The sequence below is a fragment of the Algibacter miyuki genome, assembly GCF_030409805.1.
Taxonomy (GTDB): domain Bacteria; phylum Bacteroidota; class Bacteroidia; order Flavobacteriales; family Flavobacteriaceae; genus Algibacter; species Algibacter miyuki.
The window spans coordinates 102551-115649 of record NZ_JAUFQP010000013.1 but is presented as its reverse complement, the minus strand read 5'-3'; the positions used below and the strand labels follow the sequence as shown (position 1 = coordinate 115649).

9 protein-coding genes are annotated in these 13099 nt (G+C 32.8%); 7 read left to right on the top strand and 2 right to left on the bottom strand.

Translation table 11 applies throughout. The features are described 5' to 3' along the window. Positions 1 to 2 precede the first annotated feature (2 nt). The 4 genes from QWY92_RS12725 to QWY92_RS12710 are packed head-to-tail and all read left to right on the top strand — an operon-like array spanning position 3 to position 4277. Positions 3 to 1625, top strand: coding sequence for a 4Fe-4S binding protein (locus tag QWY92_RS12725; RefSeq protein ID WP_290271861.1), 1623 nt, complete (start codon positions 3 to 5; stop codon positions 1623 to 1625). Further along, positions 1625 to 2101 carry a toxin-antitoxin system YwqK family antitoxin gene (locus QWY92_RS12720; protein WP_290271859.1) on the top strand — a complete coding sequence of 159 codons (477 nt, stop codon included), beginning with the start codon at positions 1625 to 1627 and terminating at the stop codon, positions 2099 to 2101. Before QWY92_RS12725 ends, QWY92_RS12720 begins: the two co-directional genes overlap by 1 nt. Further along, positions 2098 to 2790 carry a glycosyltransferase family 2 protein gene (locus QWY92_RS12715; protein WP_290271856.1) on the top strand — a complete coding sequence of 231 codons (693 nt, stop codon included), beginning with the start codon at positions 2098 to 2100 and terminating at the stop codon, positions 2788 to 2790. The genes QWY92_RS12720 and QWY92_RS12715 overlap by 4 nt, the downstream gene beginning before the upstream one ends. After that, positions 2787 to 4277: a cellulose synthase family protein gene (locus QWY92_RS12710; protein WP_290271854.1), complete on the top strand. Its 1491-nt coding sequence runs from the start codon at positions 2787 to 2789 to the stop codon at positions 4275 to 4277. The genes QWY92_RS12715 and QWY92_RS12710 overlap by 4 nt, the downstream gene beginning before the upstream one ends. 248 nt (positions 4278 to 4525) lie before the next feature. On the opposite strand, the gene QWY92_RS12705 is transcribed toward QWY92_RS12710, so the two are convergent. After that, a complete protein-coding gene (locus tag QWY92_RS12705; protein ID WP_290271852.1) occupies positions 4526 to 6502 on the bottom strand; it encodes a putative porin in 1977 nt (658 codons plus the stop codon). Between the two features lie 515 nt (positions 6503 to 7017). Here QWY92_RS12705 and QWY92_RS12700 point away from each other — a divergent pair. From QWY92_RS12700 to QWY92_RS12690, 3 genes are all read left to right on the top strand, one after another. Further along, the gene (locus QWY92_RS12700; RefSeq protein WP_290271850.1) at positions 7018 to 7605 is read left to right on the top strand and encodes a ribonuclease HII; all 588 of its coding nucleotides are present in this window, start codon (positions 7018 to 7020) and stop codon (positions 7603 to 7605) included. An 86-nt stretch (positions 7606 to 7691) separates the two neighbouring features. Then, positions 7692 to 10121 (top strand): DNA ligase-like domain-containing protein, encoded by a 2430-nt coding sequence (locus QWY92_RS12695; protein ID WP_290271848.1) that lies wholly within the window; start codon positions 7692 to 7694, stop codon positions 10119 to 10121. A gap of 52 nt (positions 10122 to 10173) precedes the next feature. Then, positions 10174 to 11223 (top strand): nucleoid-associated protein, encoded by a 1050-nt coding sequence (locus tag QWY92_RS12690; RefSeq protein WP_290271846.1) that lies wholly within the window; start codon positions 10174 to 10176, stop codon positions 11221 to 11223. 89 nt (positions 11224 to 11312) lie between these two features. Here QWY92_RS12690 and argS read toward each other — a convergent pair whose 3' ends face one another. Beyond that, positions 11313 to 13088, bottom strand: coding sequence for an arginine--tRNA ligase (argS, locus tag QWY92_RS12685; protein WP_290271844.1), 1776 nt, complete (start codon positions 13086 to 13088; stop codon positions 11313 to 11315). Positions 13089 to 13099 lie beyond the last annotated feature (11 nt).

Below are 13099 nucleotides of genomic sequence, written 5' to 3'. Positions count from 1 at the left end.
ATATGAAAGCAATTAAACAAACCGGCTTAGCCCTTTTTCTATTAGGATTAGCCATATTTATAGGAACCGTTTTTACAGGTTCTTTCAGTTTAACCCAAGCTGAGTTAGATACGTTTTTAAAAGAACAAAATTATAAAAGTGAAGTCATTGGTGATGAGTTACAAAAAGCAGTTGTTACCCCTGAGAATTTAAACATTTTCCAGTTTTCTAGCGCTGTTAGAAATGCATACACAGCATCTAACAACCATTATGATGCCCTTATAGCAAAATATAATGCTGAAAAAAACTGGGACGAAAAAGGAAAACAATTTCAATATAAAATTTCAGGTAAACCGCATAGTTTAAGTTTTTCATTAGCTAAATCTGCTGGTAAAGGCCCAGCTCCAGATAACACAGCGCTTATGTGGTTTCTAACCTTTGGTTTAGCCATTATTGGAGCCCTTATGTTTATGCTTCCAGATATTATTTTATTAGGAAAACCCGGCATTAAAAACAATGGTATCTTCCTAAACGCCGCGACAAACCGTGGCTGGATTGGCTGGTTTGCTTTTGTATTTTTAGTTACTTTTTATATCCTACTTTATTTCTTTCCAGATTATATCGTCAACTGGGTGTATTTGGTAGACCCTATTAGTAAATCTATAAGTGGTAACCCTGCTAGTCAATGGTTTTTATATGGCTTTTTATACTGTACTGTAATGTCGGTAATGGCTGTTAGAATGTATATAAAATACCGCCACAACAAATATCAAATATTACGAACTACATCGGTTTTATTCTTTCAAATTGTATTTGCTTTCTTAATTCCAGAGATTTTAGTACGTTTTGAAAAACCTTGGTACGATTTTAAAAATGCGTTCCCTTTAGATTACGATTTTTTCTTTAGATGGAATTTAGACGAACTTCTTGCTAGTGGTGCTTTTGGGTTATTCATTTTAGTTTGGGGTGTTGTTTTAACTATTGTAGTGGTACCGGTAATGGTTTATTTCTTCGGAAAAAGATGGTATTGTTCTTGGGTTTGTGGTTGTGGAGGTTTAGCCGAAACACTAGGTGATCCATACAGACAACTTTCTAGTAAAACGTTATTATCTTGGAGAGTAGAACGTATTGTAATTCATTCTGTTTTGATTTTTGTTTTAGTTATGACAGGTTTTGCATTATACACCTTCTTTTCTGGTGAAGGCCAAGTATTAGGTATTAAAACACAGACCATACAAGATATATATGGCTTTTTAATTGGTGCTATTTTCGCAGGTGTAATTGGTACGGGCTTCTACCCTATTTTCGGTAACCGTGTTTGGTGTCGTTTCGGATGTCCATTAGCTGCATATTTAGGTTTTGTGCAACGTTTTAAATCACGATTTAGAATTACTACAAACGGAGGACAATGTATTTCTTGTGGAAACTGTTCTACTTATTGCGAGCAAGGTATTGATGTTAGAGCTTATGCACAAAAAGGAGAAAATATTGTACGCTCTAGTTGTGTAGGCTGTGGGGTTTGTTCTGCGGTTTGCCCAAGAGGTGTTTTAAAATTAGAAAACGGCCCAGAAGAAGGCCGTATCAATCCAACCGATGTTTTACTTGGTAATGATGTTGATTTAATGGATTTAGTAAATAAAAAATAATGAAATATCTCTGCTACCTGCTTTTAGTTTCTATGTTTTTCAATAGTTCTAACAATGAGTCCTATGTAAAAACGTTTTACCAAAATGGGAATTTAGAATCTGAAGGCTGGGTAAAGCAAGATAAAAAAGAAGATTACTGGAAATTTTATTATGATAATGGTCAAATTAAAAAAGAAGGCCATTTTTCAAACAATAATCCTATAGAATATTGGTATTTTTACGCCCCGAATGGATTAAAAGAAAGCGAAGGCCACTTTGTTAACGGAAAAAAAACAAATTGGTGGGTGTTTTATGACCATTTAGGACAGGTGAACCATAAGTGTCAACTTAAATTTAATCAGAAAAACGGCTATTGTTTAAAGTATAAAAACGGCGATATTATTTCTGCAAGCAAATACAATGCTGGTAAAAAAATTAAAGAATGGTACAACCTAAAAGATTTTAAAAAAGAAAACAACCTACTTAATTTAAGATGACCCAAATAAAAGTCATAATTCCTGCATACAACGAAGCAGATTCCATTGCACATGTCATAAAAGCCATTCCTGAAGTTGTTGATGAAATTATTGTAGTAAGCAATAACTCCACCGACGATACAGAAATTAATGCTAAAAATGCTGGTGCAACCGTTTTAAAAGAAGCTAACAAAGGTTATGGATACGCTTGTTTAAAAGGCATGGAATATATTGCTAACCTATCTGTAAAACCAGACATTATCGTATTTCTAGATGGTGATTATAGTGATTACCCAGAGGAATTAACAAAAATTGTAGCGCCAATAATCAATGAAAACATGGACTTCGTGATAGGTTCTCGCGTAAAAGAATTACGAGAAACGGGTTCAATGACGGTACCCCAAATTTTTGGCAACTGGCTAGCAACAACTTTAATGGCCTTATTTTTTAGAGCCAAATTCACAGATCTTGGGCCCTTTAGAGCGATTAAATACAATACCCTTCTAGGTCTTAATATGGAAGACAAAACTTATGGGTGGACCGTAGAAATGCAACTCAAGGTATTAAAGCAAAAAATTACATATACCGAAGTACCTGTAAATTACAGGAATAGAATTGGCGTTTCTAAAGTGTCAGGCACAGTAAAAGGCGCTATATTTGCAGGAGTAAAAATCCTAGGATGGATTTTTAAATACAGTTTAAAAAAATGATTTTAGAAACCATTACCATTATTATTTATACCGTTGCATTGTTGCTTATTTTAATGTACGCATTGGCGCAACTTAACTTACTTTTCAATTATTTATCTGCAAAAAAAAAGACTGATACTTCCGAAAAATTTGATTTATCAAACCCAAATGAGGTACCTTTTGTAACCATACAACTTCCTGTTTACAATGAAATGTATGTGATGGATCGTTTGTTAGATAACATTGCAGAAATGGATTACCCTAATGATAAATTAGAAATTCAAGTTTTAGATGATTCTACTGATGAAACTATAGAAACCACAAGAGCTCATGTTGAAAAACTACAAGCTACCGGTTTAGACATAAAACATATTACCCGTACTAACCGTACGGGCTTTAAAGCCGGTGCCTTAAAGAAAGGTTTAGAAATTGCTAAAGGTGAATTTATAGCCATTTTCGATTCTGATTTTCTTCCTAAGAAAGACTGGTTAAAACAAACCGTTATTTACTTTAAGAATGCGGAAATTGGTGTGGTGCAAACGCGTTGGGGACACATTAACAGAAACTACTCTATACTTACTAAAATTCAAGCTTTTGCTCTCGATGCGCATTTTACACTTGAGCAAGTAGGAAGAAATAGTAAAGGTCACTTTATCAACTTTAACGGTACGGCTGGTTTATGGCGTAAAACCTGTATTCTCGATGCCGGCAACTGGGAAGGCGATACCTTAACCGAAGATTTAGATTTAAGTTATCGTGCGCAATTAAAAAATTGGAAATTCAAATATTTAGAACACGTAGAAACACCTGCAGAACTTCCTGTGGTGATTAGTGCAGCTCGTTCACAACAATTTAGATGGAATAAAGGTGGTGCCGAAAACTTCAAAAAAATGAAGTGGCGTGTTTTAAGAAGCAAGAACATTTCAGCAAAAACAAAAGTGCACGGTTTATTGCATTTATTGAATAGTACCATGTTTTTAAACATCTTATTGGTTGCTATTTTAAGTATCCCGATGCTTTATATTAAAAATGAATACACGCACTTAAAAACGTATTTTATAGTGATGAGTTTCTTCGTAATAAGTACTTTAATTTTCTTTATTTGCTACTGGGTTATGTATAAAAACATATATGGCGGAGGTATAAAAAACTTCGTGAGTTATATTGGTATGTTTTTCGTGTTTTTCTCAATAGCCATGGGCTTTTCACTGCACAACACTATTGCTGTAATAGAAGGTCATTCGGGTAAAAAAAGTGAATTTGTACGAACTCCAAAATTCAATATTAGCAAATTTAAAGACAACTGGAAAACCAACATTTACATCAAAAAAACAGTTTCAGTAAATGTTATTTTTGAAGGTATTTTGATGCTTTATTTCGCTTTTGGTATGTATAGCGCATTTATTGTTGGCGACCAAGGTGGCGATTTTGGGTTATTTCCTTTTCACCTTATGTTATTTTTAGGCTTTGGCTTTGTGTTTTTTAAATCTTTATTCTCTAAAGCTTAATTGACAACGTCACAAACCCTAACAGACTTAATAGTTAAAGAACAACTGATATACTTTCACTATTAATTAGAGCATTAAATCGAGGTTCTTTTTGTGGAATATTAATATTTGATCTATTCAGAAAACTATCGGACTTTAATTGGAAGTATTGAACTTTAGCTAACACCCCAAAATTCTTTTATATTGTAAACATTTATAAGTAAACGCTATCCGCTTCGGAATAGGGTAAAATGCCATCATAACACGTTCTACAGGAAGAAATTCCATACAACACCAAAACGGATGGTAAAATCTCTGTACGGATTATTAGGCGCAGAAAAATAATTATAACCTGTAAAGGCTGAGTTGAAATGTTCCGCCTTTAAATAGATTCTAGTTTGACGAATTTTAGCATTTAGGAAGAAATCTACCCTCGGGAATTCTCCAAACTCTTCATCATTCTGAACGTAGAATTCTGCCAAAACAGGATCATAAGCATTCATATTATACTTTGAAAAATAATTCACTGTAAAACCTGTTTGTAAAAACAATGCTTTTTTAAACAACTCACTTGAATAATAGAGTGTACTTCTCAGGTTGAGTTCTGGCACATTTAAAACGCCTTCTCCGTTCTCAACATTTTGATACATTACAGTTGTATTTAAAGCGAGTTTCCCAACTTTAATTTCCTTGTCTGCCTTTACTCTTAGATAATTGATGGTTCCATCGTATTGATCTGGCTTTACAAAACCAGCGGTTTCATCAATTTTAAAATAAGTGTAATCACTTATGGTAGAATAATCAACAGTTACATTGAATATTTTATTTGACTTTAATTCAAAAGCTAACTTCTGAGTTTCCGTATTGTTAAAATTGTTACGCCAGTTGTAGTTTAAATAATCACTTTGATAGAGTAAGAAATTAAAATTTGGAGCTTTGGAACTGTGGTTTAATGATGCTACAGCTTGTACATCGTCGTTTAGTTTAAAACTAGCTTGTGCTTTTAAGAAATTTCCGTCGAAGTCACCTGATATATTCAAGCCCAATTCGCCTAATAAATCAAAACCTTTGTATTGTTTATGGTATTTTCCACCAGCCGAATACACATCGCCTTTTATTCTATTAATAATAGATTCGCCATCTAACTTTACAATTTTATTATAGCCATAATTAAAATTATCATAGCCCATATTAAACTGTAAATCGCCAATAATATGGTTACTGAAGTTTAATTGAAACTGATTGTAAAAATGCTCTAATGTGTTACGATCCTTTAGACTAGAACTCTTAAAGGCTTCTCCAAAAATTTCGGTTTCGGCACTAGATTGGCTGAATTCGAAATATTTATCTTCAAAAGAAATAACATGACCAATATTTAAATTATTTCGTGATAAAGAATCTTTTTTATTGATTAAAGCATATGAATGTTCTAAATGAAAACGCTTCGCTTTTAGCATGCTTTCGGCGTTTTCAAAATTAACATCTAAGATAGAACGATCTAAAAACTCTTCTTCTCCGGTTTCAAAATACCCAACACTTTCTTCGTCTAACCCTCCATTTTCTTCATTAAATAAATCTTGAGTTACAATATGCCCTCTGGCGTTATAACGGTTGTTTTCAGACCTGTAGTTGGACGTAAACCTAAAGTTTCCTGTACTTGTTACCAAGTGTTGATATTTACCAATAGAACGCATGCCTTTGTAGGCAATTGAAAAGTTAAAACGCGGACTTGTATTTACAGTAAAAAATGCATCAAGCAACTGCCCTTGTTCAAAGGCTGTTTTGTACATCAACTCTGTTAACGGCGTTGGTACGCGGTAATAATTAATATCTTCAATTTCCATAAAATTGAAATGCCTCGCTCGAGCACCTAAACTTGGTATGTGCTTGGTGTTTTCAAAATCATAAGTTAAGCTATTATAAGTTTGCCCTAAATTTGAGAATGCGATTAAACCAAAATTATCTTTTCTAAGGTAATTAAATTTATATTCTTTTTGAATGGTTAAAGTGGTATCGACGTAAGTAGTGTCGTTTGCGTAGGAAATTATTAGGTAATCCTGAATTTTAGGTTTATCGGCTTCTTTATCGTCTCCAAACACGGCTTTAGATAGTTTGCTCTGAGGCTTTAAACTATCCTGTTCTTCTAATTTAGAAGCCTTGCCTTCAGGTAATTCACGTGGTGCATTTTGTGCATTTAACGTATTAAACAACAGCAAACAAAAGAATGACAGAATTATTTTATTCATATATACAAAAATCTTGCTTTGGTTTTACTTTTACAAATATTACCGTTGCAAATGTAAATACAAAATATGATAACGCTTAAAAATGCTGATAATTATTTAAAATCTGTAAAAAAACAATTAAAATGAATACTAAAAGAACATGAAGTTCTACAAACTTAAAAACCGCCTTAAAATTATTTAGAAAGCTTTTTTTATAAGAATCATTATAACATTTAAGTTAAATAACTACAATGCTCACTAGTACTAATTCATGTTCTACTTGAACACCATTAATTTGAAAAAACCAATAAACAGCTGTTATCATGGCTATTGTAATACTCACTGATATGGCTATCTCATCTTTTAGGTAGTTTCTTGTAACAAGTTTTGGTATATTATTAGAATAAAAAATGCAAATACTCTTCGTTTAACAAAACACCTCTAAGCATAGGTTCTGTTTCATCTTCTTAAATATTTTTAAGCATTAATTTCGTTTAAATCATTAAACTTTATATTTTTGAAAGCATAAATTTATCATGCTTTTAAAAAATCACTCAAAATTCATTCTAGAATGTGGCACCGACGAAGCTGGCCGAGGCTGTTTAGCGGGACCAGTAACTGCTGCCGCTGTTATTCTTCCGAAGACATTTAAAAACGACATACTTAACGACTCTAAACAACTGAGTGAAAAAAAACGTGATTTACTAAAGCCCATTATTGAAACACAAGCTTTAAGTTTTGGCATTACACATATTTTTGAAGATACTATAGACGACATTAATATTTTAAACGCCTCTATTTTAGCCATGCAAAAATCTATTGAGCAACTTGTGCCACAGCCTGAATTCATTATTGTTGATGGCAATAGGTTTAAACCTTTTAAAAATATTCCGTTTGAAACTATTATTAAAGGTGACAGCAAATATTTAAGCATTGCAGCAGCTTCGGTTTTAGCAAAAACGTATCGCGATATGTATATGAATAAAATTCATGAAGAATTCCCGATGTACAACTGGAAACAAAACAAAGGCTACCCTACAAAAGCCCATCGCGCTGCAATAAAAGAATTTGGTATAACAAAATACCACAGAAAAACGTTTAGACTACTACCCGATTTAGTTTAACTTAACGTTTAAATGGTGAGCATTTCATGTTTTTTAAGTATGCCATAACATGAAAAATTGTAATTTTGCGTAAACCAATTCATTTCATGAGATTTTTCTTAAAACTTCTTTTACTTACCCTTGTCTTTAGCTGTACAAAAACGTATCAAAAACGAAATCAACTTATCGATTTTGTTCCTGAAAACAGCGCGATTACCATAAAAGCACGAAATATTGAAAGTCTACAAAGTAACATCAATAATAGTGGGTTAACTCAGCAATTTTCTAAAGCAAAAATATATAAGAACTTAGAAAGTAAATTAGAGAATTTGTCCCTCTTAAAATCCGACACTCCAGTTTTACTTTGTTTTTCTGAAGATAAATTAGATAGTTTACAGTACACCATCATAACAAAACACCACGATAGTTTATTTAAAACGGATGCTTTAAAGGGCTACACAAAAGAAGTTATTCCTTTTAAAAAGCATGCTATTCTAAAAAGCACACTTAATAAAAACATATTTTACAGCGCCGTTATTGACAGTGTTTTTATAGCGTCTTCTGCCAAAAAAAATATTGAAGCTGCTTTTAGTGATTTCAAAGTAAATGATGCGTTCAAAAAAATATACCATAGCACAGACAACAGCAATTTATCCGTAATTTTAAATAACAAATCCGGAGTTTTAAAGTCTATTTTTGTTGATGATTCATTTGAACTAAAAACCTTTTCAAACTATATCGCATTAGACGTTGAAGTAAACCAAAACAACTTATACTTTAACGGTATTACCAAAGCCAACGATTCTACAAAAAGCCTGATTAACGTTTTTAAAAACACCGTGCCCCAGGTTAACGAAATACAGGATGTTACCCCCTCCAACAGTGATGCTTTTGTGAGTTTTACTTTTGATAATTTTAAAACCTTCCGAAGTCATTTAGAACAATACAGACAACAAGATTCTGCAGCTAATCCTAGCCCATTATTTAATGATGTTATTGAAGTTGGTGTAATTTACGAAGGTAGCAAACGTGCTATCGTGTTAAATTCTACCGACATTATTGCCACAAAAGATGCTTTACTTGCCGACCAAAATGTGGCTGAAACTTATCGTGATATTTCAATTTTTGATTTCAGTAATTCGAATTTATTTTCTGAAACCTTTAGTCCTTTAATTTCATCAAAGGAAATGACCTTATATTGTGTTTTAGATCACTTTTTTGTGTTTTCTGAAAGCACCGAACTGCTTCAAAACATTATTGCCAATTACCAAAACAAAACCACACTTAGCTCCCGAAGTTATTTTAAAGATACCATGGACGAATTAAGTGATGCGTCGTCCCTTTTAATGGTAACCAACCCGAATAGTTTAGGTGATGTTTTAAACAAAAACCTATCGGAATCTATCGATTTTAAACTTGATGATTATAAAGCGTCGGCCCTTCAATTTATTTACGACAACAACTTTGCTCATGTAAATGCCGTAATTAAAAAGAATAAAGCTAAAGCTGTAGAACAATCGGTTTCCGAAGAAATAAATATAAAACTTGATGCCGATTTATTAAACGCTCCGCAATTTGTAACCAACCACATCACGAAACAAAAAGAGATTGTGGTTCAGGATATAAAAAACAATTTGTATTTAATTTCTAATGCTGGTAAAATACTTTGGAAAAAGCAATTGCAAGGCGCTATTCTAGGTGAGGTTAATCAAATTGATATTTATAAAAATGGTCGTTTGCAACTTGTATTTGCTACGCCACACCGTGTTTATGTTATAGATAGAAAAGGGAACAATGTTGCTCCATTTCCGAAAACATTTAACGACGCTATTACACAACCTTTATCGGTTTTCGATTACGACAAAAACAAAAAATACCGTTTACTCGTCACGCAAGGCAAAAACGTTTTAATGTATGATGCCAAAGGAAAAATAGTAAAAGGCTTTACGTTTAAGGCAGCAAAAAACACCATTATTTCACCTCCTCAACATTTTAGAATAGGGAACAAAGATTTTATTACAATTACCACAAAAGACAAGCTTTATATTTTAGATCGAATAGGAAAAACGAGAGTGACACCTAAAACATCCATTTCATATTCGAGTAATCCTATTCAGTTTTACAATAATAAATTCACAACCACGACCGATAAAGGCGATTTAATAAGCATTAATACCAACGGAAGCACCACAAGCCAGAACCTTAACTTAGCACCCAACAGTAGCCTAGTTTCTACAAGTAAAACGCTGGTTTATCAATCGGAAAACAAACTTACTATTAGAAGTAAAACCATCAATTTAGATTATGGTAATTACGATAAAGCCAAACTATTTTATATCAACAACAAAATTTATGTTTCTGTAACCGATTTGCAAGCTCAGAAAACATATTTGTTTGATAGCCAAGCAAAATTACTACCTAACTTTCCGGTATATGCTAACTCTGAAATAGACCTTGCAAATGCCGATAAAGATCAAAATTTAGAGTTTATCACCACCGGTGAAAAAAACACGGTTTTACTCTATCAAATCAATTAATTTATTCCTTTAGCTCAAAAACCTAAAGCTTTTCAATATTTAAAACATACCCATGATTTCAAGAAAAAACGCCTCTATATCCAAGTTCATTATACATAAAGTTGGAAACAAATTTAACGATACTAAAAATGCCTTTTCGGATGATACCGTCGAATTTGACGAAGCCAGTTACGAATTAATGCTTCCTTTTTTACTACGCCCTTTCGGAAGTGTTGTGCAGAGTTACCGTTTTGCCCACCATGCCAATATCACTTTAAACGAAATTAATAGTTACAGTACACAAGCCTTTAACGATGAGGAGAATTTTGTTGAAATTTCTAAAAACATTGTAATGCATTTGTACGAGCAATCGAGTTCGGCACAGATAAAAACAGGCGATGTTTTAATTGTTCTTTTTGAAGGTATCGAGTTTAGAGAAATTGTGACTAGCGCTATTGGAATTTTTAAAATTGAAAGTAAAGTTAATTTCTTTCAAACGTATTTAGAAAACAATAGTTATGATGTTTTAGTACAAAACGGAATCAGCTCTAAAAAAGTAGATAAAGGCTGTTTAATTTTAAATCAATCGGATGCTGAAGGCAACATTATTTTAAGCGTGGATAACAACAGTTACGACGCGCAATATTGGCTAAATCATTTTTTAAATATTAAATATGCCGATGATGCCAACAACCACACCCAGCAGTATATTGAACTTTGTAAAGAATTCTCGACAGAGATTTTAAAACCCACTTATGGTGCCAAAGAGCAAAATTCGTTTTTAGCAAAAAGTATCGACTTTTTCAAAGAAAATGAAGTTGTGAATGTAGAACGTTTTAAAGAAGAATTATTCGAAGAAGACAAGCATAAAAAAGAATTCGAAGAGTATAAAAAGGAATACGAAGGTACTAAAAGTCACATTATAAGAAATCAATTTGATGTTGCCGAATCTGTTGTAACCAAAGAAAAACGTAAAATTAAAACCGATATCAAACTCGATACCAACATACAAATAAAACTAGATATTGATGCACCCGATGCGTCTACCGAATATTTAGAACGTGGTTATGATGACGAAAAGAAAATGCACTTTTACAAAGTATTTTTCAACGAAGAAGCATAAGTAGTAATCAAAAATAAAAAAATCGGCTTTCTTTATAGGAAAGCCGATTTTTTATTTAAATATATATTGTATGATTTTACTTCTTCTTTTTACATACGTTCCGGCACTTGAATTCCTAAAAGAGAAAACGCACTTTTTATAGTGTTTGCTACCGTTTTAGAGAGTTGAACTCTAAACTGCTTTTCCTTGTTAGTATCCGCTCCTAAAATAGATACGTTTTGATAAAATGAGTTAAACTCTTTCACCAAATCATAGGTGTAATTTGCAATTAATGCTGGGCTATGGTTTTCGGCTGCGTGTTGAATGACCTCTGGAAACAATTGTAATTGCTTGATGAGTTCTTTTTCTTTTGGGTGTAATTCTGTTACGGTTTCTCCCGCAGTATTAACATCGGCTTTGCGTAAAATCGATTGAATTCGTGCGTAAGTATATTGAATAAACGGACCAGTGTTTCCTTGAAAATCGATAGATTCTTTCGGGTCGAACAAAATACGTTTCTTCGGGTCTACTTTTAAAATATGATATTTTAAGGCTCCTAAACCAATCACTTTATAAAGTTCTTCTTTTTCAGTTTCAGTGTAACCGTCTAGTTTTCCTAATTCTTCAGAAATCTCTCCAGCAGTTTTAGCCATTTCATCAACTAAATCATCAGCATCAACAACAGTTCCTTCTCTACTTTTCATTTTTCCGCTAGGTAAATCTACCATACCATAACTTAAATGATATAGGTTTTTAGCCCATTCGAATCCTAATTTGTTCAAAATTAAAAACAACACTTTAAAGTGATAATCTTGCTCGTTACCAACAGTATAAACCATACCCCCCACATCTGGAAAATCTTTGATACGCTGTATTGCCGTACCAATATCTTGGGTCATGTAAACTGCAGTACCGTCTGATCGTTGTACAATTTTTTTATCCAAACCATCTTCGGTTAAATCGCACCAAACCGATCCATCACCTTCTTTCACAAAGACACCAGATTTTAAACCTTGCTCTACAAACTCTTTACCTAATAAATAGGTATTGCTTTCATAATATAAGGTATCAAAATCTACGCCTAAGTTTTTATAAGTAACATCAAAACCTTCGTAAACCCAACCATTCATCTTTTTCCAAAGCGAAACAACTTCTTCATCACCTGCTTCCCATTTTAAAAGCATGTTTTGGGCTTCAATTAAAATAGGTGCATTTCTTTTTGCTTCATCTTCTAGTTGTCCTTCGGAAATTAAAACTGCTATTTCTTTTTTATATTCTTGGTCGAATTTCACATAGTAATTCCCAACCAATTTATCTCCTTTTAAACCTGTACTTTCTGGAGTTTCACCGTTTCCGAATCGTTCCCAAGCTATCATACTTTTACAAATATGAATCCCTCTATCGTTTATAATTTGAGTTTTATAAACTTTTTTACCAGAAGCTTTTAAAATTTCAGCAACACTATAGCCTAATAAATTATTTCGAACATGACCTAAATGTAAAGGCTTATTGGTATTTGGCGAAGAATATTCCACCATTACAGATTTCTCTTCCATTTGAGGTTCTACCAGTCCAAAATTACTATTGTCTTTAATTTCGTAGAAAAAATCAATATAGTTAGCATCGCTTATTTCTATGTTCAGAAAGCCCTTTACAACATTATAAGCTTTTACTTCAGCAACATTTTCAACTAAATATTGGCCGATAGTTTCACCTATTTGAACCGGATTTCCTTTTACAAAACGAAGCATCGGAAAAATAACCACTGTAATATCTCCAGCAAAGTCTTTTCGGGTTGCTTGAAATTCAACAATTTCAATTTCTATTTTATAAGAAGCTAAAACGGCTTGTTTAACTTGATTTGATAAGGTATCTTGAAGATTCATGTAGTGTGACT